We start from the raw sequence: 22,792 nt of genomic DNA on the forward strand, positions 1-22,792 counted from the left end.
GTTGTCTATCTCTGCGCCATCGCTTTTCCATTGGCCATTGTTGGTCGTTAGGGAGAAATCCGTTCTCATGATTCGTCGTTCGTTGCCTGCCGTTTTTGCCCTGGTTTTCGCTGCGCCTTTGCTGGCGGCACCTGCCGGGCAGCAGACCTTGTTCAACTTTGTCCGCCCCGCCGACGTGGTGAAAGTCGCGACCGAAAACGCCGACCTGCCGCAAACCAACGCCGAGCAGACCCCCGAAGGCGAAGTGCTGCGCCGGGTGACCTTCAATCCGGTGGCGCGCCCGACCTTGCGCCTGAGCCCGCAGACCGGTGCCTGGGACTGGTCGCAGTCCGGCATGATGAGCCTGCGCATCCAGAGTGCGATGAACTGGGCCGTGACCGTTTACGTACAAATCCAGAGCAACGACGGCAAGACCCTGGTCAGCCGCGTTGATCTGCCGGCCGGCCCGGCGCAGACCTTGCTCGTGCCGTTGACCGCGACCTCGCCGCTGAGCCAGGGCATGAAGGCCGGGCCGCTGATGCCGATGACCATCGACGGGCAGCGCGTGTTGCTGGCCAGCAGCAACGGTGAACTGGACCGCAGCCAGGTGGTGTCCGTCAGCCTGTCGATGGACCAGCCGAAAGTCGCGCAAAGCCTGTTGCTGGAGCGCTTTGGCGTGCAGGACGAGGGCGAGGTGATCAAAGCCGCCTACGGCAATCTGGTGGATGCCTACGGTCAGTCGACCCGCAGCAAATGGCCAGAGAAAGTCGCCAATGACGAACAACTGAAATCCGCCGCCGCCAAGGAACAGCAACAGCTGAAAACCTGGCTGGCCGAGCGCGAAAAATCGTCGCTGGACAAGTTCGGTGGCTGGAGCAAAGGCCCGGTATTCAAGGCCAGCGGCTTCTTCCGCACTGAAAAACGTGATGGCCGCTGGTATCTGGTGACGCCGGAAGGCCATCCGTTCTATTCCCTGGGCGTGAACACCGTCAGCCCGGAGGTCAACCAGACCTACGTGGCCGGTCGCGAGTACATGTTCGAATCCCTGCCAAAACCTGACGAGCCACTGGCCAGTCACTTCGGCGAGGGCGACAACCGTGGTGGTAATGGTTCCGATCAGGGCCGTGGCTACGGCAACGGACGCTGGTATGACTTCTATGGCGCCAACCTGCAACGCCTTTACGGCGAACCTTGCGTGACTCCGGCGGCGACTGAGCAAGCGCCTGCCACCCCGTGCAAAGCCACCATCGACGAGCAGAAGTGGGCCAGCCACACCCTCGACCGTCTGCAGGCGTGGGGCTTCAACACCGTCGGCAACTGGAGCGCACCGCAACTGAGCGACGCCGAGCGTGTGCCGTACACCTTGCCGCTGTCGATCGTCGGCGACTACACCAGTATCAGCACCGGCAACGACTGGTGGGGCGGCATGCCTGACCCGTTCGACCCGCGTTTCGCCATGGCCACCGAACGTGCCGTGGCGATTGCCGCCCGCGATCACCGTGACGATCCATGGCTGATCGGCTACTTCGCCGATAACGAACTGGCCTGGGCCGGTCCCGGTGATGATCCGAAATCGCGTTACGCGCTGGCCTACGGCACGTTGAAAATGACCACGGACGTTCCGGCCAAACGCGCGTTCCTCAAGCAATTGCGCGACAAGTACCGCAATCAGGCGGGGCTGTCGAAGGCCTGGGGCATCGATCTGCCGGCCTGGGAATTGATGGAGGATCCGGGTTTCGAAGCGCCGCTGCCGAATCCGGAGCATCCGGAAATCGAGGCCGACTTCAAATACTTCCAGAAGGTCTTCGCCGACACCTACTTCAAGACCATTTCCGATTCGCTGAAATGGCACGCGCCGAACCAGTTGCTGCTGGGCGGCCGGTTCGCCATCAGCACGCCGGAAGCCGTGGCCTCCTGCGCGCAGTATTGCGACGTGCTGAGCTTCAACATGTACACCCTGCAACCGCAGGACGGCTATGACTTCGCCGCGCTGCGCAGCCTCGACAAACCGGTGCTGATCACCGAGTTCAACTTCGGTTCGACCGATCGCGGCCCGTTCTGGGGCGGTGTGACGCCGTTGAACAAGGAAGAAGACCGTGGCCCGGCCTACGCCAACTTCCTCAAGCAGGCGCTGAGCGAACCGTCGATCGTCGGTGTGCACTGGTTCCAGTACCTCGACCAACCGGTGACCGGACGTCTGCTCGATGGTGAGAACGGCCACTTCGGTCTGGTCGGTGTGACCGACTTGCCGTACCAGGGATTTGTCGAAACCGTGCGCAAGAGCAATCTGGCGACGATCGATCAGCTTGGCAAAGAAGCCGCGAAGGCCGCGGCGGCGGACAAGGCCGGTCACGAAACCGAAGGCGGACGCAAAGGCGAGGCCGGAAAAGGCCCGGGGCAGGGCGCCGGCCATACCGGCGGGCATTCCGGCAACGGCCACTAAGACAGAACCGCCCGGCCCGCCGCTGTTCCCAAAACCCTCAAGGGCTGGAACAATGCGGGCCACTTTGTAGAGCGTTTTCGCGGGGGAGTTGCGGGTGCAGATTCAGGGACATTACGAGCTTCAATTCGAAGCGGTGCGCGAAGCCTTCGCGGCACTGTTCGACGATCCCCAGGAACGTGGCGCCGCGTTGTGCATCCGGGTCGGCGGCGAAACCGTCCTCGACCTCTGGTCAGGTACCGCCGACAAGGACGGCGCCGAAGCCTGGCACAGCGACACCATCGCCAACCTGTTTTCCTGCACCAAGACTTTTACTGCCGTCACCGCGCTGCAACTGGTGGCCGAAGGCAAGTTACAACTCGATGTTCCGGTCGCCCGCTACTGGCCGGAATTCGCCGCCGCCGGCAAGGAATCCGTGACCCTGCGTCAACTGCTCTGCCATCAGGCCGGTCTGCCGGCCCTGCGCGAACTGTTGGCCCCCGAAGCCCTGTATGACTGGCAAACCATGGTCGACGCCCTCGCGGCCGAAGCGCCGTGGTGGACGCCGGGCACCGGTCATGGTTATGCCGCGATCACTTACGGCTGGCTGATCGGCGAGTTGCTGCGGCGTGCCGACGGTCGCGGGCCGGGGGAGTCCATCGTGGCGCGGGTCGCCAAACCGCTGGGGCTGGATTTCCATGTCGGCCTGGCCGACGAAGAATTCCATCGCGTGGCGCACATCGCACGGGGCAAGGGTAACGTCGGCGATGCCGCCGCCCAGCGCCTGTTGCAAGTGACCATGCGCGAGCCAACAGCCATGACCACTCGCGCCTTCACCAATCCGCCGTCGGTGCTTACCAGCACCAACAAACCGGAATGGCGCCGCATGCAGCAACCGGCGGCCAACGGCCACGGCAATGCACGCAGCCTGGCCGGGTTCTACGCCGGTCTGCTCGACGGCAGCCTGCTGGAAAGCGAAATGCTTGATGAGCTGACCCGCGAACACAGCCTCGGCGAGGACAAGACCTTGCTGACCCGCACCCGTTTCGGTCTCGGTTGCATGCTCGATCAACCTGACGTGCCAAACGCCACCTACGGCCTCGGCCCGCGGGCGTTCGGGCATCCGGGGGCGGGCGGTTCCATCGGTTTTGCTGATCCGGAGCACGATGTGGCCTTCGGATTTGTGACAAATACCCTGGGGCCGTACGTCTTGATGGATCCGCGCGCGCAGAAGCTGGCGCGGGTACTTGCCACTTGTCTGTAAAGCGTTACCAGAGGTTCCAGGGCCGGAACCTCGACCGGTTTTTCGATTCAAAGCGTCTGTTTATCCGGGCGAAAGTCCTCTGATTGTCCATTACTTATTTTGTGGGTTTCCAATGTCGTCCAAACAAACTCTCGCCCTGGCCCTGTGTTTCGCGATTACCGGTTGTGCACAGACTCCGAAGAATGACGCCGATGGCGGCAGCTGGTGGCCGTTCGGTTCTTCCGACAAAGTCGCGGCCAAGGAGCCGGCTCCGACCCCTGCACCGTTGAAACCGGCCGCCACCGCGCCGGTCGCCAAGACCGAGAGCAGCAGCCATTGGTACTGGCCGTTCGGTTCCGATGACTCGGCGGACAAGGCCAAGGCCGACGTGAAGCCCGAAGTAAAACCTCAAGCCAAACCGGCTGTTGTCGCCAAGGCTGATGCCGACACGGGCAGCAAGTGGTGGTGGCCGTTCGGCGGCAAGTCTCAGGACACCGCCAAAGTCGTGCCGATGCCGGATCCAAAGGTCACTCAGGCCTGGCTGGATGACTACGAGCCGCGCCTGCGCACCGCGATCAAGGACAGCAATCTGCAACTTGAACGCCGTGAAAACGTGCTGGTCGTGATCGCACCGGTTGAAGGCTCGTTCAACCCGGATCGTCCGGCGATGCTGCTGCCGGTCACCCTTGGCCCGTTTACCCGCGTGGCAAAAATTCTCGAAGCCGACCCGAAAACCGCCGTGCTGGTGCTCGGTCACAGCGACACCACTGGCGCAGCCCCGGCGAACACCAAACTGAGCCAGGAACGCGCTCAGGCCGTGGCAGCGATCTTCCGTCTCAGCGGCTTGCAGCGTGATCGCCTGATGCTGCGCGGCATGGGCTCCGAAGCACCGCGTGCGGCCAACGACAGCGTTGAAGGCCGTGCCCTGAACCGTCGTGTCGAACTGCTGGTGACCCCGCAAAACACCATGGTTGCACTGCTGAGCAAGTACAACATGCCGGCTCCGGCACCAGTGACCATGGTCGCTGCCCAGGACGTCAAGCCTGTCGCCAAACCGGTCACCCCGGCGCCGGCGGCGAAGAAAGCCGCAGTACCGGCGACCAAAAAGGCTCCGGCCAAGAAAGCGGCTGCCAAGGCGCCAGCGAAGAAGGCACCAGCGAAGACTCCGGCCAAGAAAACCGCTCCAGCCAAAGCCGCCGCAAGCGACAAGAAAGTCGTTGCGACCGACGCGGCAAAACAGTAATCCGCTAACGAAAAGGAATGCGCCATGACCCAGGCTCTGGCAGATATGCGTCGTGATTACACCCGGGATGGCCTGACCGAGGCGCAAGCCCCGGCCGAGCCTTTCGCGCTGTTCCACCAGTGGTTTGCCGATGCGGTGAAAACCGAGCAGGCCCCGGTGGAAGCCAACGCCATGACCCTGGCCACGGTCGATGCGGACGGTCGTCCGCACTGCCGCATTCTGCTGCTCAAGGGCTTGGACGAGCAGGGCTTCACCTTCTTCACCAACTACGAAAGCGCCAAGGGCCAGCACCTGGCCGCGAATCCGTTCGCGGCCATGACGTTCTTCTGGCCGACCCTGGAGCGCCAGGTGCGTATCGAAGGGCGGGTGGTGAAGGTCACGCCCGAGGAGTCCGACGCGTACTATCAAGTGCGCCCGCTGGGCAGCCGACTGGGTGCCTGGGCGTCACCGCAGAGCCGGGTGATCAACGGCCGCGGTGAACTGGAAGATTTGCTCAAGGCTACCGAGCAACGCTTCACCGACACCCAGCCCGACTGCCCGGAACACTGGGGCGGCTATCGCTTGCTCCCCGAGCGCATCGAATTCTGGCAGGGCCGCGCGAGCCGTCTGCACGATCGCCTCAACTACCGTTTGCAGGGCGCCGACTGGATTCTTGAACGTCTGGCACCTTAAGCAGTCTACCGAGCGGGATAGCCTGCCGCAGCGGCCTCAAGCCACTTCGGCAGGTCCCGACGCCTGATCTTCTGCGATCGGGCTTGCGCCAGCCGTTCGAGCATGAAGGCGCGTTTGCCTTCATCCTTGCCGGCCAGTGACAATGCCAGATCGCGGTCCATCCAGCGTTTGATCCGCACGTACAACCACCAGTGGAAGTACAAACCGGCGACGGTTGTGACGACAATGATGAAGTAATCCATGAAAATCCTTGGGGTCGGCGGCGCAAGCTATGTATTTTGGCGCTACTGTTGGGTGAGTTCGTGGAGGCCCTGTACCGGGCCTGAATGAAACCAAATTTATCCGGGCGGCGCCGTGACAGGCGTCAAGCTGCGGAGTTTAATGAATACCTGTCCTTTGGAGTTGATCCTATGCGTAAGTCTGTTCTGCTGGTTGCTTCCTTTTCCACGATGGCGATGTTGCTTACCGGCTGCCAATCGAGCCTGACCGGTGACTCCTACTCCCGTGACGAAGCGCGTCGCGTGCAGACGATTCGCATGGGCACCATCGAATCCCTGCGTCCGGTGAAAATCGAAGGCACCAAGACCCCGATCGGCGGCCTCGCCGGTGCAGCGGTGGGTGGTGTCGGCGGCAGCGCCATCGGCGGCGGTAAAGGCAGCATCGTTGCAGCCGTTATCGGTGCTGTGGCCGGCGGCCTGATCGGTTCGGCCACCGAAGAAGGCCTGACCCGTACTCAAGGCGTTGAAATCACCGTGCGCGAAGACGACGGCAGCATGCGCGCCTACGTGCAGCAAGTGCAGGAGAATGAAGTGTTCCGCGTCGGTGAGCGGGTACGGATTTCGACTGTCGGCGGGACCAGCCGCGTTTCGCACTAAGCGCGAACGAGCGGTAAAAGAAAACCCCGATCAGGTGACTGGTTGGGGTTTTTTGTTTGGTGTTTACCAGTGATCGCAGTAGTCGAACGAGACCTGGTAGTCATACAAAGCTAAATTGATGGCATGAGTGAAATGGGTTTGAAGAATATTTGCCCAGTCGTTGATAACGTTAAAACTGCCGTTGTTTATGTTGTTTTCTATTGGTATGCCCAGCGCCTCGATCACGGAGCCATCGTCACCGAAGTCTTTCGATAACTCTTCTCCGAGGCCGAGACTAGTTTCTTTGTCATACCAATCGAGTCTGACTTTCAAACCCACAAGGTTCTCCTGGAACTCTCACAGCGTAGAGTGTTTTATATATTGCAAGTTAATTGGAAGTAGAAATCCTGATTCACAATTGATCTACCTATAAGTTTTTCGATCGCTTGTATCTGTTGGGGGTTTAAATCGTAACCTTCCCAGCCGTGTTGCTCTTTTGTCCAACCCATGATGGCTTTTATTTGCTCATCACATCCCGCTGGCAACTCAATCACGAAAGCCTGGAAGTCTGTTTTTTTGTCAAAAGCTTCTACTAAAAATCTCAAGGTTCAGCCTTTACTGCAAAGTCCAATGCAGTACATCAAGTCGTTCCTGAAGGGGGAGCCAATGATTTCCATCGCCGCTCTGGCTTGTGTGTCGGTTAATTCATGCTCGCCCATCGGGACGTCTTTTAAGGATGACCACCCCATAACGTTAAGAACATCCAGTTCTAAAGCTTGTGGGACAGATTTCTGATACTGCAATGAATTATCCGGGTTCGGTTCAGGGAAAAAGCCAGTGAGGGCGATAAAAATCATAGTTGAACTCTCATTCGTTATTTGGTTGAGGTGCGTCGTTTAGATCTTGCTTTGCCAGTTTTTTCGCCTGTGTGTATATCGAACTCACCGAGATGGTCTCCTTCCCAGTTGTAAACCTCGACGGCTCCGTGTTGATAGTCCCACTCGTAAATGCGTTTCTTGCTTTCCCAGCGCTTGCGATGGCTTTTTTTACGAACAAGTACAGCATCGGGAAAGGCCGGTAGAACGTCCGGTGGAACATGATAGACATGATCCCCAGAAACCGGACGTGCAACCACTATGTACAGCGGCCGAACTCCAGAGTCCGCCGGAAACACCAATATGAAATCCCGATACTCCGGCGGATAAACCGGATTCACCAGAATCCCGTCCGCCGCTTTCGTCGGCGGGTACACCCAGATATGCGGTGCCTGCGGAGCAGCCTCCAGTGCCGGAATACCGAGGATGTCGGAACCGTCCACGGCGGGCGTCCAGATCAGTTCGATGCCTTCGCCGAGGTCAGCGACAAACCGGTTACCACGTGCGGTGAACTGCGCGACATCAACCATCTCCCAGTCGCGATTCTTGCCGGTGTAGAAGCCGTAACCCTTGAGGCTGCCGTCGGCCTGTTGTTCGACACGCAGGCGCACGCGGGTTCGGGCCTGTTTGAGGGCGAGCAACTGGTCTTCGGTGTAGAGGGCGCTGTCGCCCAGGTTCGATGGCATGAGCAACGCCACCAGCCCGACCAAAGGGGTCATGACGGCGGCGGAGGCCATGGCCGGGAATGCCTTGAAAGCTTCGCCGGCAAGGGCAAAGCTGCCCAGGCCCAATGGAATGGCAGTGCCGCTGATTTTCTTGAGCGCAACACCCCCGCTGTCATCGGCTTCACGGCCACCGAGCAGGATCAGGTCGCCGTAATCTTTCAGGCTGTCAGTCGGCACCATCCCCGAAGGATTCGAGTAATCGATGATCGCGTCCGGCAACTTGCAGGACTTGGCGAACACGCAGCCGGCACGCACCGGCTCAGGCCTGTTCGACGCGACCTCACGGCTGCGTTCGAAAGCATCCTGCCGCGCCAGCATGGCGTCGTACTTGTCTTGTCGCGTTTGCTGATCGGCCAGTTCGGTGGCCGTCATGTAGCGGTAGGTGACGCGATGCCCGTCGCCTGCCGGTGGGTTGGGAACCCGGGGAATGTCCTTTTGACCAGCCACTGATTGTCCTTTCGTTCATGCATCGGCAGCCCCTCGTAAGGGGCTGCACGACGTTAACGAAGCAGGAAAATCGTGGCTGTAGGACGCGTCTCTAAAGACGTGGGGATTGTTCGCTACGGCGATCCATGGCCTATCAGGAAGGCAGTGCGGTGTTCTTTCTGCTTGCCGCCAATGTCACCGCATAACCGATCAATGCAGCGAACACTGAGCCGGTGAGAATGCCCATCCGATCCATTCCGGCGTATTCACTGGCACCCGGCACGAACGCCAGCGAGCCGACAAACAGACTCATGGTAAAGCCGATCCCGCAGAGGATCGCCACGCCCAGCACCTGGCCCCAGTTGGCGCCTTGAGGCAGTGCGGCGATGCCGGTCTTGACCGAAAGCCAGGTCAGGCCAAACACGCCAACGGTCTTGCCCAGCAGCAGGCCGACGGCGATGCCCATCGGTACATGGTGCGTGAAGCTTTCGGCGGTCACACCGGTCAGCGACAGACCGGCGTTGGCGAAGGCGAACAGCGGCAGAATGCCGTAGGCCACCCACGGGTGCAGCGCGTGTTCCAGGGTCAGCAGCGGCGAAGGCTCGGCGTTTTTGGTGCGCAGCGGGATGCAGAACGCGAGGGTCACGCCGGCCAGCGTCGCATGGACACCGCTCTTGAGGACGCAGACCCACAGGATCAGACCAATGATCATGTACGGCCCGAGCTTGACCACCCCGAGCCGGTTCATCGCTACCAGAGCCGCGATGCACGCCGCCGCCAGGCCCAGCGACAGGGTCGAGAGTTCGCCGGAATAGAAGATCGCGATGATCACGATGGCGCCCAGGTCATCGATGATCGCCAGGGTCATCAGGAACAGCTTCAGCGACACCGGCACTCGCTTGCCGAGCAAGGCCAGCACGCCGAGGGCGAAGGCGATGTCGGTGGCGGTCGGAATCGCCCAGCCGTCGAGGGCGGCCGGGTTGTCGCGGTTGAGGAACCAGTAGATCAGCGCCGGCACCAGCATGCCGCCAATCGCGGCCGCACCGGGCAGGACGATCTGCGACGGTTTCGACAGCTGACCGTCGAGGACTTCGCGCTTCACTTCCAGGCCGATCAGCAGGAAGAACAGCGCCATCAGGCCGTCGTTGATCCACAGCAGCAAGGGCTTGGCGATTTTCAACGCGCCGATCTGCGCCACCACGGGGGTATCGAGCAGGCCGCTGTACAACCATGACAGCGGCGAGTTGTTGATGATTAAAGCCAGGATGGCCGCGGCGATCAGTAACAGACCGCTGGCAGCTTCCAACTGAAAGAAACGCGTGAAAGTGCTACGCAGAGGCAAGGTCGCTCTCCATCGATAAAGTCAAAAGGTGGGACACCCTAACCCGTACCGTTAGTTGTTAAAACAAAAGTTATATTCTTTTTTGTTATATGTGGTTACAGAGCGCCCAGTCGACGTGCAGCAGAGCCTAGCAGTTGCCCAAGGGATTGAAGCTCAGCTGTATCTGTCGGTGCCGTAGGTTTTTTCCTAAGCTTGGGGGCTGAGCCTGTGAAGGCACTTCTGCCCGATTCAACGAGATCAACAGCCATGAGCGACAACCGACAGTGGGCCCGCGAAGCCATCCGGATCATCGAAGCTGACTTCCAGCGCAGCGCCGACACGCACCTGATCCCCTTGCCGCTGCCGGGGTTCCCGGGCATCGAGTTGTACTTCAAGGACGAGTCCAGCCATCCCACCGGCAGCCTCAAGCACCGTCTGGCCCGTTCGCTGTTTCTCTACGCCTTGTGTAACGGCTGGCTCAAGCCAGGCGCGCCGGTGATCGAGGCGTCCAGTGGTTCGACGGCGATTTCCGAAGCGTACTTCGCGCGGATGCTGGGGCTGCCGTTCATTGCGGTGATGCCGGCGACCACGTCCAAGGAGAAGATCGCCCAGATCGCGTTCTATGGCGGCAAGAGTCATCTGGTGGACGATCCGACCCAGATCTACGCCGAATCCGAACGTCTGGCCCGCGAACACGATGGGCACTTCATCGACCAGTTCACCTACGCCGAACGCGCCACCGACTGGCGGGCGAACAACAACATCGCCGAGTCGATCTTCCAGCAGATGCGCTACGAGCAGCACCCGTGCCCGGCCTGGCTGATTTCCAGCCCCGGCACCGGCGGCACCACCGCAACCCTCGGCCGTTATGTGCGCTATCGCCAACATTGCACCCGCGTGCTGTGTGCCGATGCCGAGCGTTCGGTGTTCTTCGACTTTTACCAGACCGGCGATGCCAGCTTGCGTCTGGATCACGGTTCGCGGATCGAAGGCATCGGCCGGCCACGGGTGGAGGCGTCGTTCCTGCCCAAGGTGATCGATGCGATGGTCAAGGTGCCGGATGCCTTATCGCTGGCGGCCATGCATTACCTGGCGCAGCGTCTGGGGCGGCATGTGGGTGGGTCGAGCGGGACGAACCTGATCGGCGCGCTGATGGCGGCGCAGCAGATGAAAGCGGCGGGGGAGTCGGGGTCGATCGTGGCGATTTTGTGCGACGGCGGCGAGCGCTACGCGGACACGTATTACGATCAGGCGTGGCTCAAGGCGCAGGGCTATGAGCTGGATGGGTTGATGGCGGCGGTGGCAGCGAGTGCCGAGAAGGGTGAAGCGCTGCCAGCCTCGGTTCTGCGTGCCAATATCTGACGCCGAATACGACTGTGGGAGCGAATTCGCTCCCACAGGTTTTTGCATTGTTTCAGGTATTGCAGATCAGTCTTTCAGACCGAGGATGTCGCGTGCGACAGCTTCCGCGATGCGAATCCCGTCAACACCCGCCGACAGAATCCCGCCCGCATAACCCGCGCCTTCACCGGCCGGGAACAGACCTTTGACGTTCATGCTCTGCAGCGTCTCATCACGAGTGATGCGCAGCGGCGACGAGGTGCGCGTCTCGATCCCGGTCAGCACCGCATCGTGCAACGAATAACCGCGAATCTGCTTCTCGAACGCCGGTAACGCTTCGCGAATCGCTTCGATGGCGAAATCCGGCAACGCCAGAGCCAGATCGCCCAGCGCTACACCCGGTTTGTACGACGGTTCGACTTCGCCCAGTTCGGTCGAAGGAATGTCGTTGATGAAGTCGCCGACCAGTTGCGCTGGCGCCTTGTAGTCGCTGCCGCCGAGGATGAAGGCGTGGGACTCCAGACGCTCCTGCAACTCGATCCCGGCCAGCGGTCCGCCCGGATAATCGACTTCCGGGGTGATGCCGACGACGATGCCGGAGTTGGCGTTGCGTTCGTTACGCGAGTACTGGCTCATGCCGTTGGTGACCACGCGATTCGGCTCGGAAGTCGCCGCGACCACGGTGCCGCCCGGGCACATGCAGAAGCTGTAGACCGAACGGCCGTTCTTGGCGTGGTGCACCAGTTTGTAGTCGGCGGCTCCCAACTTGGGGTGACCGGCGTACTTGCCCAGTCGCGCACGGTCGATCAGCGATTGCGGGTGCTCGATACGGAAACCCACCGAGAACGGCTTGGCTTCCATGAACACGCCACGGCTGTGGAGCATGCGGAAGGTGTCGCGGGCACTGTGGCCGAGGGCCAGGACCACGTGTTTCGAATGCAGGGTTTCGCCGCTGGCCAGCTCGACGCCGACCAGTTGGCCGTCTTCGATCAGCACGTCGGTGACGCGCTCCTGGAAGCGCACTTCGCCGCCCAGGGCGCGGATCTCTTCACGCATGGTCTCGACCATGCCGGTCAGACGGAACGTACCGATGTGCGGCTTGCTGACGTAAAGAATCTCTTCCGGGGCGCCGGCCTTGACGAACTCGTGCAAGACTTTGCGGCCGAGGAATTTCGGATCCTTGATCTGGCTGTACAGCTTGCCGTCGGAGAACGTGCCCGCGCCGCCTTCGCCGAACTGCACGTTGGACTCGGGGTTGAGCACACTTTTGCGCCACAGGCCCCAGGTGTCCTTGGTGCGCTGACGTACTTCGGTGCCGCGTTCGAGGATGATCGGCTTGAAGCCCATCTGCGCCAGCAGCAGGCCGGCGAAGATTCCGCACGGGCCGAAACCGACCACGATCGGACGCTGGCTCAGGTCGCTCGGCGCCTGGCCGACGAATTTGTAGCTGACATCCGGCGCCACGTTGACGTTGCGGTCATCGGCGAACTTGCCCAGCACTTTCGCCTCGTCGCGCACTTCGAGGTCGATGGTGTAGATGAAGCACAGTTCGGAGGACTTTTTGCGCGCATCGTAGCTGCGCTTGAACAAGGTGAAATCGAGCAGGTCATCGCTGGCGATGCCCAGGCGTTGCACGATGGCAACGCGCAGGTCTTCGTCGGGATGGTCGATCGGCAGCTTGAGTTCAGTGATTCGTAACATGACAGGATCCGGTTCGCGGGGCGCACAACTGCGCCAGGGCGTTTGAAGGCGGCGATTATAAGCCGCAACGGCCGGATCCCGTGAGGGTAAAACGATCAGTCGTTGCGCGAACCGCCGAAATACCCGCAACCACGCTGCACCTTGCCGTCGATCCGCAGCTCGGCACTCATGTGCTGCACGCTGCCGGTGTTGCTGTCGACGCAACGCTGCGGCGCCACCCACAGCTCGAGGCGCTGGTTGTTGGCTTCGCTGCTGAGATTGAAACGGCCGTCGCCCAGTTGTTCTTCGACGTAGGGCACGGCGAGCGGTGGCTGGCCTTCGCGGTCGATGACCATGCCTTTGCCGCTGACCTTGACGTTCCATTCCGGGCCATGGCCGGCAGCGCGCAGGATCAGTTGCTTGAAGTTCGGATCATCGCAGGCAGTGCCGGAACGTTCGACGCGATACAACTGGGTCAGGTCGAGGCGGTCACCGGCGATCTTTCCGCGCACGTCGGCGAACAGCTTGTCCTGTTGATCGGCCAGCGTGGCGGCCTCTTGCAGGACGCTGGTACCGCCGATGTCGTTGACCACGTATTGGCGCTGCTCGCCGCAAGCCTGGAACACCAGTTTGCCGTCGGCAGCGGTCAGTTGCCCCTGCATCCGCGTCTGGCCGACGTGGGAGGCGCTTTCCCGCGCGCCATCGAACAACTGGCACGCGGCAAACAGAGGGAGCAGGGCAACAACGATCAAGGAACGGGCAACACGCATCTTTGGCTCTCCAGACAAGTGCCGCCACGTTACGCAGGCTGACCGCTTATCACAACCATGAGTTGGACTTGCCACATACTGGAAACATTTGGCTTAACTTTGGGAGTCGGGACGAAGGGTATTTGGCCGTACCTTGTCCGCCTTTTAGAGAGGAGAGGCGTTATGAAAGGATCAGGCAGGTTGCTGTTGGCGGCACTGGGAATGATGGCGTCGCTGCAGTCGATAGCGGCAGACATTGCTTTTTCATCCGGTGCGGATTTCTCCGAAATGAGCCTTGAGCTCAGACGAAAAGATGATCCGAATCCGCAATCCATCGTGCTTGATGTCACGTTGAGCCCGGATGCACAGCGTCGTTTGGAACGGGTGACGACTGAGGCAATGAACCAGCGCCTGCAGTTGTCCATCAACGGCGTCAAAGTATCGAACTCGACGGTTATGTCAGTGGTCAAGGGCCCGGGTCTGAGGATAAGCGTGCCGCGCGAGGTCGCAAGGGACCTGTTGCCCACGCTGCTGGAGCCTTTGACACCTTGATGCGACGCTGGCCCAGCGCCGCATGCCGAGGTTTTCAACCCACGTGAAATGTCTGACCTGTCTGCAAGCCTTCGACACTTTTGGCGTAGGCCAATGCCACATCCGCCGCAGGAACCGGTTTGTAGCCGCGGAAGTACGGGGCGTAGCTGCCCATGGCTTCCACCAGCACGGTCGGGCTGATCGAGTTTACGCGCAGGCCGCGTGGCAGCTCGATGGCGGCGGCGCGGACGAAGCTGTCGAGCGCGCCGTTGACCAGTGCAGCCGAAGCACCGCTGCGGATCGGGTCGTGGCTCAGTACGCCGGTGGTGAAGGTGAACGAAGCGCCGTCATTGGCGAATTCGCGGCCGATCAGTAGCAGATTGACCTGGCCCATCAGTTTGTCCTTGAGGCCGAGGGCGAAGCTGTCTTCGTTCATTTCACCCAGTGGGGCGAAGGTGACGTTGCCGGCGGCGCACACCAGCGCGTCGAACTTGCCGGTCTTTTCGAACAGCTTGCGGATCGATGCGCTGTCGCTGATATCCACCTGGAAATCGCCGCTGCTGCGGCCGATGCGAATGACGTCGTGACGCTGCGACAGTTCTTTGTCCACGGCCGAACCGATGGTGCCGCCTGCGCCGATCAACAGAATTTTCATCGTGCTTGCCTCAAGTGATTGAACGAGGTTTCAGTCTAGAGTGGTTTTTTCCGCTGATAAGCGCGCTAATGGGCAACCTTTGGTTTTCAAATGGAAACAATCCATGAGCGAGATGGATGATCTGGCGGCGTTCGCGGTGTTGATCGAGGCGGGCAGTTTTACCTTGGCGGCGCAGCAACTGGGGTGCAGCAAGGGGCAGTTGTCCAAGCGCATCAGTCAGCTGGAAACGCGGTTTTCCGTGGTGTTGCTGCAGCGCACGACGCGTCGGCTGAGCCTGACAGCGGCGGGGGCGGCGCTGTTACCGCAGGCCCAGGCGCTTGTAGTCCAGGTCGAAAGGGCGCGTCAGGCATTGGCGCGATTGAAGGACGACATGGCCGGTCCCGTGCGTATGACAGTGCCGGTGTCGCTGGGGGAAACGTTCTTTGATGGACTGTTGCTGGAGTTTTCCCAGAAATACCCGGAAGTGCAGATCGAGCTGGAGTTGAACAACAGCTACCGCGATCTCTCCCGCGATGGCTTCGATCTGGCTATTCGCACGGAAGTCGCCAACGACGAGCGACTGGTAGCCAGGCCCTTGCTTGCCTGGCAGGAAATGACCTGTGCCAGTCCGGCGTATCTTGAGCGTTTCGGCGAGCCGCTGACACCGCAGGCACTGGTCGAACACCGTTGCCTGCTCAACAGTCATTACAGCGGTCGCGAAGAATGGCTGTATCACCAGCAGCACGAATTGTTGCGGGTGCGGGTATCGGGGCCGTTCGCCAGCAATCACTACAACCTGTTGAAGAAAGCCGCACTGGCCGGCGCCGGCATCGCACGCTTGCCGTCCTATCTGTTGCAGGCGGAATTGGCTGACGGCCGATTGCGCTGGCTCCTTCGTGATTTTCAGACCCGGCGCATGCCGATGTACCTGGTGCATCCGTATCAGGGCGGGCTGCCGAAACGTACCCAAGTGCTGGCGGACTACCTGATTGGCTGGTTCAAGCGCAGCGGCGAGGCGCTGGACCGGCTTCAGCGGTAACGTCGGGCGATCAGATGATCGATCGACAGTTTGCCCGGCCCGGTGGTCATCAGGTACAGCAGAACGGCGGCCCAGGTGCCGTGAGTCGGGTAGGCGTCGGGGTACACGAACAACTCGATGACCAACGTCATGCCCAGCAATGCGAGTGCTGAAAACCGCGTGGCGAAGCCGACGAGGATCAGGATCGGGAAAAAGTGTTCGGCGAACGCTGCCATGTGAGCGGCAATTTCCGGTGACACCAGCGGCACGTGGTATTCGCTCTGGAACAACGGAATCGTCGAGTCGGCCAGGTGCGGCCGGCCGATCTGGAAGGTGCCGTCGATCAGGTCGATGGCCAGACCCTCGACCTTGGTCTGCCCGGATTTCCAGAACACCGCCGCGATGGAAAAACGTGCGATGAAGGCGATCAGGCTGTGTGGGATTTTTTCCAGCAGTGCAATGGCACGGGCAACGAGGCTGTTCATGGCGAAACCTTGTGATGTAAATGGGTGATGGCATGACGGCTGATCAACAGGGCCAGGGTCTGGCTGAGATCGAAGGCTTCTGTGGATTCCAGTGCCTGGGTGAGTGAGAGGCCGGCCTTGAGTTGGCGAATGAACTGGCTGGCGCCGTGATCCACGGCGAACACCTCGACCTCCAGCCCGTTGCGCAGGACCAGCGCCTGTTGGGCGTGATTCAGATCGATACCGGCCAGCGTGTTGTCGTGCTGGTGCGCGGCCCAGATATCCACCACGGCAAAGGCTGAATCGAGCACATGCAGCGACGGGTGCAGACCGATTTGCAGATTGCTCAGAGCCTCTTGATCAGCGAATGCAGCAGCAATCTGTTCCTGGCTCAACGGCGATGCATCGGCGGCGTGATAGGCCAGCGTGCGCAAGCGCTCCAGCCGCGCGACATCGGCGAGGTAAGGAACGCTCGACGCCGGTTCGAATCCGCTGATGAAGTCCGCCAGATCACTGCCGTAGTCGCTCATCAACGGACTGTGTGGTGGATGGTTTTGAATGAAAACTCCGGCCATGGCGCGGAAGAATTCCTCTCCTACCAACTGCATTACCACGGGATAACTGTCGGCCAGTGCATTGCTCAACGAACCCTGCACGTTGTTGCGGTACACCGCGAATCGATTGGCCGGATCGGCCCCATTGGGGCTGCACAAGCCGTCGGGGCAAGGCTGGCTAATGTCGAGGAGTGCTGCGCTGAAAGTGGCTTGGATACTCATCGCCGACCTCCTGCGCAACGCAGAAGCTCATCGGCCTGTTGCGCCTCGGCAAACAGCACGTTGAAGGCCGGCAGCTGATTGTCCCGCTCGATCAACGTCGCAACCGGGCCGACGCGTTCCAGTGCTTGCCGGTACAACGACCAGACGGCCTGATCGATCGGTGCGCCGTGATCGTCGATCAGCAGGCGATCACCGAGGCTGTCGGAATCTTCCGCAAACCCGGCCAGATGTATTTCGCCCACCGCGTGCAGCGGCAGTGCGTCGAGATAAGCCAGCGGATCGCGTTGATGGTTGATGCACGAGACATAGACGTTGTTGACGTCCAGCAACAAACCGCAGCCGGTGCGCCGGATGACTTCACGGATGAAATCCGCTTCGTCGATCGTCGAGCGCTGGAATGCCAGATACGTCGCCGGGTTTTCCAGCAGCATTGGGCGCTTGAGGGTGTTCTGCACCTGGTCGATGTGATCGCAGACGCGGTTCAGCGTCGGCGTGTCGTAAGCCAGGGGCAACAGATCATTGAGAAACACCGGGCCGTGGCTCGACCAGGCCAGGTGTTCGGAAAAGGAGTGGGGTTGATAGCGCTCGATCAGCGTGATCAGGCGTTTGAGGTGTTGAACATCCAGCGGGCCTTCTGCACCGATGGACAGGCCGACGCCATGCAGCGACAGCGGATACGCCTCGCGGATCAAACCCAGAAAGTGATGGAACGGGCCGCCGGCCACCATGTAGTTTTCGGCGTGGACTTCGAAGAAACCGATGTCCGGTAAAGAACCGAGCACTTCACGAAAGTGCCCGGTCTTGAGCCCCAGCCCGGCACGGGGCGGGAGCCCGGGGAGGGCTGCCCGAGTGCGGGTGGAGGCATGGTCGCAGGAAGTGATCATGATCGACACTCGGGCAGCCGCCGGATCAGGACTTGGCCTTGAAGGCTTCCATCTGACCGAAACCGGTCGGCGAGGTTTTGCTTTCGGTGGTGGCGCAAGTGCCTTTCGGAACGAACTTCCAAGAGTTGGCCTGGTAATCCATTTTCGCCGTGCCTGCGCAGGTGGTGCCGGCGCCGGCGGCGCAGTCGTTATGACCTTTCATGGCCACGCCGAAGCATTTTTCCATGTTGGTGTTGTCGGCAGCCTGGACGGTCGAAACGGCGGCCATGCTCAGGGCGGAACCGAGGGCCAGAACCAGGGCGGTGGCGGACAGGGTGCGGGTGGTAGCAGTCATGATGTTTCTCCGGTTTCAACTTGGGTTGGAACAAGCGATGTGCGCTTGCTTACCCCACTAGAGAAACGACCTGGCGATGCGTTACAGCGATCGACAAATTTTTTTTGCCGGGCAAAAAAAACGGCCCGAAGGCCGTTTGTTATTGGGCGCAATCTCTCTGCTCTCAAACTGCGGCTTTTGCACAGTTGGGAAATGAGCAGGAGAACGCTTATCTGATTTTTATACACAGAAGATTATCTAGGTTCACCAGTCGGAGTTGATTCTGAATTCCGCGCCTTTAAACGGTGGCTGGTCAACGCCTGATAAATTGCTGGCAGAACCTCTAAGCACTAATGCTCCTGAACTATATTGATCGAGTTGTAGAATGCCCCCGGTTATAGCTCCACCTTTGTCTACCTTGCCCGTCTCGTTCTCGATCACGATGAAATACGCAAAAATGTCATCCTTCCCAAACTCATAAGTCCCTGGACCATTGGTACGGGGGCCGAGCACCATGCTAAATAGAAACGTATGCGTCTGGTTTCGGACAATGGCGGCATGTACATAATCAGACTTGTCAGAACCACGACTTATTCCATGAACGGTTGATTCGATTACCTCATTTGCGTAGTGGAGTTTGCAGTAGTCGTTTGCATTACTCATGTTTGTATCTCCAGGCAGATATCAGGTTTGTTACGCCATGGAATGTTACGAGCCGGCTGGTTTCTGGTGGTACTGTCAGATTTGACAGGTTTTTATAATCGTTGGCGATACTGTCAATAGCAAAAAAAATGCCCGCAACTTTCGATGCGGGCATTTCATTTTTTGCAGCAGATTCCGTGATCAACCGCCGAGATACGCCTCGCGCACTTTCGGATCGGTGAGCAGCGCTTCACCGGTGCCTTGCATCACCACCCGGCCGTTCTCCAGAACGTACGCACGGTCAGCGATTTTCAGCGCCTGGTTGGCGTTCTGTTCGACCAGGAACACCGTCACACCGTCCTTGCGCAGCTGTTCGATGATGTCGAAGATCTGCTGGATGATGATCGGTGCCAGGCCCAGCGACGGTTCGTCGAGCAGCAGCAGTTTCGGCTTGCTCATCAGCGCCCGGCCGATGGCGAGCATTTGCTGTTCGCCGCCGGACATGGTGCCGCCGCGCTGGTTGAAGCGCTCTTTCAGGCGTGGGAAAAGTCCGAGAACCTTGTCCATCTGTTCCTGATAGTCGCCCTTGTCGGTGAAAAATCCGCCCATGGACAGGTTCTCTTCGACGGTCAGTCGGGCAAACACCCGACGGCCTTCCGGCACCACGGCAATGCTCTTGCGCATGATCTGCGACGATTCCTGGCCGACCAGTTCCTCACCCATGTAGCGGATGCTGCCGCTGTGCGCCTGCGGCGAACCGCACAGCGTCATCAGCAGGGTGGACTTGCCGGCACCGTTGGCGCCGATCAGGGTCACGATCTCGCCCTGACGGACTTCGACGTTGACGCTGTGCAGGGCCTGGATCTTGCCGTAGAAGGTGGAAACGTTTTCGAACTGCAGCATTTACGCTTCCCCCAGGTAGGCTTTGATCACTTCAGGATTGTCGCGGATCTGTTCCGGCGTGCCGTTGGCCAGAGGCGTGCCCTGGTTGATCACGACGATGTGGTCGGAAATGCTCATGACCAGTTTCATGTCGTGTTCGATCAGCAGCACGGTCACGTTGTGCTCTTCACGCAGCACGCTGATCAGCGCCTTGAGGTCTTCGGTTTCCTTCGGGTTCAGGCCGGCGGCCGGTTCGTCGAGCATGAGGATCCGCGGACGGGTCATCATGCAGCGGGCGATTTCCAGACGACGTTGCTGACCGTAGGCCAGGGTGCCGGCCGGACGGTTGGCGAATTCCTTGAGGTTGACCTTGTCCAGCCAGTATTCGGCGTATTCCATGGCCTCGCGCTCGCTTTTGCGAAACGCCGGGGTCTTGAACAGACCGGCCAGGAAGTTGGTGTTCAAGTGACGGTGCTGGGCGATCAACAGGTTCTCGACCGCCGTCATGTCCTTGAACAACCGTACGTTCTGGAAGGTGCGCACTACGCCTTTGAGGGCGATCTTGTGGCCCGGCAGGCCTTCGATCGATTCGCCGTCGAGCACGATGCTGCCGCCGCTCGGCTTGTAGAAACCGGTCAGGCAGTTGAACACGGTGGTCTTGCCCGCGCCGTTCGGCCCGATCAGTGCAACCACCTCTTTTTCCTTCACGGTCAGGGCCACGCCGTTGACCGCCAGCAGGCCGCCGAAGCGCATGCTCAGATTTTCGACTTTCAGGATCTCGCGGCTCATTTGCGCAGCTCCATGTGAGGACGTTGCATGGGCAGCAGACCTTGAGGTCGCCAGATCATCATCAGCACCATCAGGGCGCCGAACATCAGCATGCGGTACTCACTGAACTCACGCATCATTTCCGGCAACAGGATCATCACGACCGCGGCCAGTACGACGCCCAGCTGCGAGCCCATGCCACCCAGCACCACGATGGCGAGAATGGTCGCCGACTCGATGAAGGTGAAGGACTCCGGCGTCACCAGACCCTGACGGGCGGCGAAGAAACTGCCGGCGAAACCTGCGAAGCAGGCACCCAGGGTAAACGCCGAGAGCTTGATGATCGTCGGATTCAGGCCCAGCGCGCGGCAAGCGATTTCGTCCTCGCGCAACGCTTCCCAGGCACGACCCAGGGGCATGCGCAGCAAGCGGTTGATGACGAACAGCGCGAACAGCGACAACAACACCGCGATCAGGTAAAGGAAGATCACCTTGTTCACCGGGTTGTAGGTCAGGCCGAAATACTCGTGGAAGGTCTGCATCCCTTCTGCGGCCGTCTTGTCGAAGGTCAACCCGAAGAGGGATGGCTTCGGAATGTTGCTGATGCCGTTCGGGCCGCCGGTGATGTCGGTGAGGTTACGCAGGAACAGACGGATGATTTCACCGAAGCCCAGCGTCACGATCGCCAGATAGTCACCGCGCAGACGCAGTACCGGGAAACCGAGCAGGAAGCCGAAGGTGGCCGCCATCAGTCCGGCGATCGGCAGGCAGATCCAGAAGCTCAGACCGTAGTAGTGCGACAGCAGCGCATAACTGTAGGCGCCGACGGCATAAAAGCCGACGTAACCGAGGTCGAGCAGGCCTGCCAGGCCGACCACGATGTTCAGGCCGAGGCCGAGCATCACGTAGATCAGCACCAGCGTGGCGATATCCACCGCGCCGCGAGAGCCGAAGAACGGCCAGACCAGTGCACCGATGATCAACGCAATGATGATCCAGCGCTGGGTGGTCGGCAGGGTCAGGAAGCTACTGGCCTTGGCCGGCATTTTTGGCAGGTTCGGTGAGGATTTCCACGCCGCACCGATCTGCTGGTCGAACAACACTCGCAGGAACATCAGTACCGAGCAGACGGCAATGGTGATCAATGTCGAGGTACTGGTGCCATGCACTTCGAGGTTGATGCCGACGATGGTCAGCTTCAGACCGAGTACCGGGTAGGCCACCGCCCACACCAGCAGGGCGCTGAACAGCGCCTGTTTAAGATTCCTAGTCATACTTTCTCAACCTCCGGACGACCCAACAGGCCGGTTGGCCGGAACAACAGCACCAGAACCAGCAGGCCGAACGCCACGACGTCCTTGTACTGGTCGCCGAAGATATCGGCACCAAAGGCTTCCGCCACACCGAGCACCAGCCCGCCGAGCATGGCGCCGGGGATGCTGCCGATGCCGCCCAGTACCGCGGCGGTGAAGGCCTTGAGGCCGACGAGGAAACCGGCGTTCGGGTTGATCACGCCGTATTGCATGCTCAGCAGCACGGCCGCGATGGCCGCCAGCGCAGCACCGATGACGAAGGTCAGGGCGATGATGTTGTTGGTGTTGATGCCCAGCAGGTTGGCCATCTTGATGTCTTCGGCACAGGCACGGCAGGCGCGACCCAGGCGAGAGCGGGAGATGAACAGCGTCAGGCCGAGCATGGCGACCAGGGTCACCACGAACACCACGATTTGCATGTAGGAAATCAGCACTTCATGTGCGCCACCTGGCCCGATGGAGAAGTTGCCGGGGATCAGGTTGGGGATGGATTTGTCCTTGGAGTCTTGCGCCAGCAGAACCGTGTTCTGCAGGAAGATCGACATGCCGATGGCGGAAATCAGCGGGATCAGACGGTTGCTGCCGCGCAAGGGGCGGTAGGCGACGCGTTCGATGCTGTAACCGTAGGCACTGGTCACGACGATGGTTGCGAGAAAAGCGGCGGTCATCAACAGTGGAACACTGTCGAGTCCCATCATGGACAGCCCGGCGATGGCGATAAAGGCCACGTAGGAGCCGATCATGTACACCTCGCCGTGGGCGAAGTTGATCATTCCAATGATGCCGTAGACCATCGTATAGCCGATGGCGATCAGGGCATACGTGCTGCCAATGGTCATGCCATTAACCAGCTGTTGGAAGAAGTGATAGATGTCAGGCATTACAGCGCTCCTAAAAACCTGATACGCATTTCACTGGTGGAGTCATTTTCCCGCCCGGCCCCGTGGATCTTTATCCACTTCGAATCCGGGTTTTGCCAGCGAACCGCTGATGACGGTTTTGAGATTTTCAGGTGGGGAGACTGGCGGATCACGCCAGCG

At 60.2% G+C, this 22,792-nt stretch carries 26 protein-coding genes; 8 read left to right on the forward strand and 18 right to left on the reverse strand.

Features of this window, described 5'->3' with window-relative positions; translation table 11 throughout:
- Positions 1-67 precede the first annotated feature (67 nt).
- The 4 genes from AC1RMX_RS10455 (at position 68) to pdxH (ending at position 5,556) form a co-directional block, all read left to right on the forward strand.
- Positions 68-2,422, forward strand: coding sequence for a beta-agarase (locus tag AC1RMX_RS10455; protein ID WP_493071748.1), 2,355 nt, complete (start codon positions 68-70; stop codon positions 2,420-2,422).
- Positions 2,423-2,516: 94 nt separating this feature from the next.
- Positions 2,517-3,662, forward strand: a complete 1,146-nt coding sequence (locus tag AC1RMX_RS10460) for a serine hydrolase domain-containing protein (RefSeq protein WP_493071750.1) — start codon at positions 2,517-2,519, stop codon at positions 3,660-3,662.
- 112 nt (positions 3,663-3,774) lie between these two features.
- Complete coding sequence (locus tag AC1RMX_RS10465) at positions 3,775-4,884, forward strand: OmpA family protein (RefSeq protein WP_493071752.1); 1,110 nt, start codon at positions 3,775-3,777, stop codon at positions 4,882-4,884.
- A 24-nt stretch (positions 4,885-4,908) separates the two neighbouring features.
- Entirely contained in the window at positions 4,909-5,556 is a 648-nt protein-coding gene (gene pdxH, locus AC1RMX_RS10470; RefSeq protein ID WP_096819525.1) for a pyridoxamine 5'-phosphate oxidase, read from the forward strand.
- A gap of 5 nt (positions 5,557-5,561) precedes the next feature.
- Here pdxH and AC1RMX_RS10475 read toward each other — a convergent pair whose 3' ends face one another.
- Positions 5,562-5,798, reverse strand: a complete 237-nt coding sequence (locus AC1RMX_RS10475; RefSeq protein WP_096819524.1) for a hypothetical protein — start codon at positions 5,796-5,798, stop codon at positions 5,562-5,564.
- A gap of 168 nt (positions 5,799-5,966) precedes the next feature.
- Here AC1RMX_RS10475 and AC1RMX_RS10480 point away from each other — a divergent pair, with 168 nt between their 5' ends.
- Positions 5,967-6,431 carry an outer membrane lipoprotein gene (locus AC1RMX_RS10480; RefSeq protein WP_007918566.1) on the forward strand — a complete coding sequence of 155 codons (465 nt, stop codon included), beginning with the start codon at positions 5,967-5,969 and terminating at the stop codon, positions 6,429-6,431.
- A 63-nt stretch (positions 6,432-6,494) separates the two neighbouring features.
- Here AC1RMX_RS10480 and AC1RMX_RS10485 read toward each other — a convergent pair whose 3' ends face one another.
- The 5 genes from AC1RMX_RS10485 to nhaA all read right to left on the reverse strand — a co-directional run bounded on the left by AC1RMX_RS10485 (position 6,495) and on the right by nhaA (position 9,778).
- Positions 6,495-6,749: a colicin E3-like toxin immunity protein gene (locus AC1RMX_RS10485; RefSeq protein ID WP_096819523.1), complete on the reverse strand. Its 255-nt coding sequence runs from the start codon at positions 6,747-6,749 to the stop codon at positions 6,495-6,497.
- A 35-nt stretch (positions 6,750-6,784) separates the two neighbouring features.
- Complete coding sequence (locus AC1RMX_RS10490; protein ID WP_096819522.1) at positions 6,785-7,015, reverse strand: DUF7683 domain-containing protein; 231 nt, start codon at positions 7,013-7,015, stop codon at positions 6,785-6,787.
- A 3-nt stretch (positions 7,016-7,018) separates the two neighbouring features.
- Positions 7,019-7,267: a pyocin S6 family toxin immunity protein gene (locus AC1RMX_RS10495; protein ID WP_096819521.1), complete on the reverse strand. Its 249-nt coding sequence runs from the start codon at positions 7,265-7,267 to the stop codon at positions 7,019-7,021.
- A 17-nt stretch (positions 7,268-7,284) separates the two neighbouring features.
- Positions 7,285-8,457 (reverse strand): S-type pyocin domain-containing protein, encoded by a 1,173-nt coding sequence (locus AC1RMX_RS10500; protein ID WP_493071756.1) that lies wholly within the window; start codon positions 8,455-8,457, stop codon positions 7,285-7,287.
- A gap of 133 nt (positions 8,458-8,590) precedes the next feature.
- The gene (gene nhaA, locus AC1RMX_RS10505) at positions 8,591-9,778 is read right to left on the reverse strand and encodes a Na+/H+ antiporter NhaA (protein WP_096819519.1); all 1,188 of its coding nucleotides are present in this window, start codon (positions 9,776-9,778) and stop codon (positions 8,591-8,593) included.
- Positions 9,779-10,024: 246 nt separating this feature from the next.
- Between nhaA and AC1RMX_RS10510 the strand changes: the two genes are divergently transcribed.
- A complete protein-coding gene (locus AC1RMX_RS10510) occupies positions 10,025-11,119 on the forward strand; it encodes a PLP-dependent cysteine synthase family protein (RefSeq protein ID WP_096819518.1) in 1,095 nt (364 codons plus the stop codon).
- A 66-nt stretch (positions 11,120-11,185) separates the two neighbouring features.
- Here AC1RMX_RS10510 and AC1RMX_RS10515 read toward each other — a convergent pair whose 3' ends face one another.
- Both AC1RMX_RS10515 and AC1RMX_RS10520 read right to left on the reverse strand, forming a co-directional pair.
- The gene (locus tag AC1RMX_RS10515) at positions 11,186-12,799 is read right to left on the reverse strand and encodes an NAD(P)/FAD-dependent oxidoreductase (RefSeq protein ID WP_493071758.1); all 1,614 of its coding nucleotides are present in this window, start codon (positions 12,797-12,799) and stop codon (positions 11,186-11,188) included.
- Between the two features lie 95 nt (positions 12,800-12,894).
- Positions 12,895-13,548, reverse strand: a complete 654-nt coding sequence (locus tag AC1RMX_RS10520) for a COG3650 family protein (RefSeq protein WP_493071760.1) — start codon at positions 13,546-13,548, stop codon at positions 12,895-12,897.
- Between the two features lie 162 nt (positions 13,549-13,710).
- On the opposite strand from AC1RMX_RS10520, the gene AC1RMX_RS10525 reads away from it, so the two are divergent.
- Complete coding sequence (locus AC1RMX_RS10525) at positions 13,711-14,079, forward strand: hypothetical protein (RefSeq protein ID WP_493071762.1); 369 nt, start codon at positions 13,711-13,713, stop codon at positions 14,077-14,079.
- A 34-nt stretch (positions 14,080-14,113) separates the two neighbouring features.
- Here AC1RMX_RS10525 and AC1RMX_RS10530 read toward each other — a convergent pair whose 3' ends face one another.
- Positions 14,114-14,713 carry a short chain dehydrogenase gene (locus tag AC1RMX_RS10530; protein WP_096819514.1) on the reverse strand — a complete coding sequence of 200 codons (600 nt, stop codon included), beginning with the start codon at positions 14,711-14,713 and terminating at the stop codon, positions 14,114-14,116.
- A 103-nt stretch (positions 14,714-14,816) separates the two neighbouring features.
- On the opposite strand from AC1RMX_RS10530, the gene AC1RMX_RS10535 reads away from it, so the two are divergent.
- A complete protein-coding gene (locus AC1RMX_RS10535; protein WP_102621490.1) occupies positions 14,817-15,731 on the forward strand; it encodes a LysR family transcriptional regulator in 915 nt (304 codons plus the stop codon).
- Here the strand turns inward: AC1RMX_RS10535 and AC1RMX_RS10540 are convergent.
- The 9 genes from AC1RMX_RS10540 to livH all read right to left on the reverse strand — a co-directional run bounded on the left by AC1RMX_RS10540 (position 15,722) and on the right by livH (position 22,633).
- Entirely contained in the window at positions 15,722-16,195 is a 474-nt protein-coding gene (locus AC1RMX_RS10540) for a DoxX family protein (protein ID WP_493071764.1), read from the reverse strand. The genes AC1RMX_RS10535 and AC1RMX_RS10540 overlap by 10 nt on opposite strands.
- Positions 16,192-16,950, reverse strand: coding sequence for an HvfC/BufC N-terminal domain-containing protein (locus AC1RMX_RS10545; protein ID WP_493071766.1), 759 nt, complete (start codon positions 16,948-16,950; stop codon positions 16,192-16,194). The genes AC1RMX_RS10540 and AC1RMX_RS10545 overlap by 4 nt, the downstream gene beginning before the upstream one ends.
- Positions 16,947-17,834 (reverse strand): MNIO family bufferin maturase, encoded by an 888-nt coding sequence (gene bufB / locus AC1RMX_RS10550; protein ID WP_493071768.1) that lies wholly within the window; start codon positions 17,832-17,834, stop codon positions 16,947-16,949. Before bufB ends, AC1RMX_RS10545 begins: the two co-directional genes overlap by 4 nt.
- Before the next feature lie 25 nt (positions 17,835-17,859).
- Positions 17,860-18,168, reverse strand: coding sequence for a BufA1 family periplasmic bufferin-type metallophore (locus AC1RMX_RS10555; protein WP_096819509.1), 309 nt, complete (start codon positions 18,166-18,168; stop codon positions 17,860-17,862).
- 243 nt (positions 18,169-18,411) lie between these two features.
- Positions 18,412-18,810 carry a hypothetical protein gene (locus tag AC1RMX_RS10560; protein ID WP_493071770.1) on the reverse strand — a complete coding sequence of 133 codons (399 nt, stop codon included), beginning with the start codon at positions 18,808-18,810 and terminating at the stop codon, positions 18,412-18,414.
- A 180-nt stretch (positions 18,811-18,990) separates the two neighbouring features.
- The gene (locus tag AC1RMX_RS10565) at positions 18,991-19,692 is read right to left on the reverse strand and encodes an ABC transporter ATP-binding protein (protein ID WP_096819507.1); all 702 of its coding nucleotides are present in this window, start codon (positions 19,690-19,692) and stop codon (positions 18,991-18,993) included.
- Positions 19,693-20,460, reverse strand: coding sequence for a high-affinity branched-chain amino acid ABC transporter ATP-binding protein LivG (livG, locus tag AC1RMX_RS10570; protein ID WP_096819506.1), 768 nt, complete (start codon positions 20,458-20,460; stop codon positions 19,693-19,695). It abuts the gene before it with no gap.
- Positions 20,457-21,713 (reverse strand): high-affinity branched-chain amino acid ABC transporter permease LivM, encoded by a 1,257-nt coding sequence (locus AC1RMX_RS10575; protein WP_096819505.1) that lies wholly within the window; start codon positions 21,711-21,713, stop codon positions 20,457-20,459. The genes livG and AC1RMX_RS10575 overlap by 4 nt, the downstream gene beginning before the upstream one ends.
- Positions 21,710-22,633 (reverse strand): high-affinity branched-chain amino acid ABC transporter permease LivH, encoded by a 924-nt coding sequence (gene livH, locus AC1RMX_RS10580; RefSeq protein ID WP_085729918.1) that lies wholly within the window; start codon positions 22,631-22,633, stop codon positions 21,710-21,712. The genes AC1RMX_RS10575 and livH overlap by 4 nt, the downstream gene beginning before the upstream one ends.
- Positions 22,634-22,792 lie beyond the last annotated feature (159 nt).

Source organism: Pseudomonas sp. GW822-FHT03F04, assembly GCF_058801405.1.

Excerpts from the sequence above, each read along its gene's own strand:
- AC1RMX_RS10525 (WP_493071762.1), top strand. The coding sequence starts at position 13,711 with ATGAAAGGATCAGGCAGGTTGCTGTTGGCGGCACTGGGAATGATGGCG.
- AC1RMX_RS10535 (WP_102621490.1), top strand. The coding sequence starts at position 14,817 with ATGAGCGAGATGGATGATCTGGCGGCGTTCGCGGTGTTGATCGAGGCG.
- AC1RMX_RS10510 (WP_096819518.1), top strand. The coding sequence starts at position 10,025 with ATGAGCGACAACCGACAGTGGGCCCGCGAAGCCATCCGGATCATCGAA.
- pdxH (WP_096819525.1), top strand. The coding sequence starts at position 4,909 with ATGACCCAGGCTCTGGCAGATATGCGTCGTGATTACACCCGGGATGGC.
- livG (WP_096819506.1), bottom strand. The coding sequence starts at position 20,460 with ATGAGCCGCGAGATCCTGAAAGTCGAAAATCTGAGCATGCGCTTCGGC.
- AC1RMX_RS10540 (WP_493071764.1), bottom strand. The coding sequence starts at position 16,195 with ATGAACAGCCTCGTTGCCCGTGCCATTGCACTGCTGGAAAAAATCCCA.
- AC1RMX_RS10465 (WP_493071752.1), top strand. The coding sequence starts at position 3,775 with ATGTCGTCCAAACAAACTCTCGCCCTGGCCCTGTGTTTCGCGATTACC.
- AC1RMX_RS10480 (WP_007918566.1), top strand. The coding sequence starts at position 5,967 with ATGCGTAAGTCTGTTCTGCTGGTTGCTTCCTTTTCCACGATGGCGATG.
- AC1RMX_RS10520 (WP_493071760.1), bottom strand. The coding sequence starts at position 13,548 with ATGCGTGTTGCCCGTTCCTTGATCGTTGTTGCCCTGCTCCCTCTGTTT.
- AC1RMX_RS10475 (WP_096819524.1), bottom strand. The coding sequence starts at position 5,798 with ATGGATTACTTCATCATTGTCGTCACAACCGTCGCCGGTTTGTACTTC.
- bufB (WP_493071768.1), bottom strand. The coding sequence starts at position 17,834 with ATGATCACTTCCTGCGACCATGCCTCCACCCGCACTCGGGCAGCCCTC.
- AC1RMX_RS10530 (WP_096819514.1), bottom strand. The coding sequence starts at position 14,713 with ATGAAAATTCTGTTGATCGGCGCAGGCGGCACCATCGGTTCGGCCGTG.
- AC1RMX_RS10495 (WP_096819521.1), bottom strand. The coding sequence starts at position 7,267 with ATGATTTTTATCGCCCTCACTGGCTTTTTCCCTGAACCGAACCCGGAT.
- AC1RMX_RS10455 (WP_493071748.1), top strand. The coding sequence starts at position 68 with ATGATTCGTCGTTCGTTGCCTGCCGTTTTTGCCCTGGTTTTCGCTGCG.
- AC1RMX_RS10560 (WP_493071770.1), bottom strand. The coding sequence starts at position 18,810 with ATGAGTAATGCAAACGACTACTGCAAACTCCACTACGCAAATGAGGTA.
- AC1RMX_RS10565 (WP_096819507.1), bottom strand. The coding sequence starts at position 19,692 with ATGCTGCAGTTCGAAAACGTTTCCACCTTCTACGGCAAGATCCAGGCC.
- AC1RMX_RS10575 (WP_096819505.1), bottom strand. The coding sequence starts at position 21,713 with ATGACTAGGAATCTTAAACAGGCGCTGTTCAGCGCCCTGCTGGTGTGG.
- AC1RMX_RS10555 (WP_096819509.1), bottom strand. The coding sequence starts at position 18,168 with ATGACTGCTACCACCCGCACCCTGTCCGCCACCGCCCTGGTTCTGGCC.
- AC1RMX_RS10515 (WP_493071758.1), bottom strand. The coding sequence starts at position 12,799 with ATGTTACGAATCACTGAACTCAAGCTGCCGATCGACCATCCCGACGAA.
- livH (WP_085729918.1), bottom strand. The coding sequence starts at position 22,633 with ATGCCTGACATCTATCACTTCTTCCAACAGCTGGTTAATGGCATGACC.
- AC1RMX_RS10545 (WP_493071766.1), bottom strand. The coding sequence starts at position 16,950 with ATGAGTATCCAAGCCACTTTCAGCGCAGCACTCCTCGACATTAGCCAG.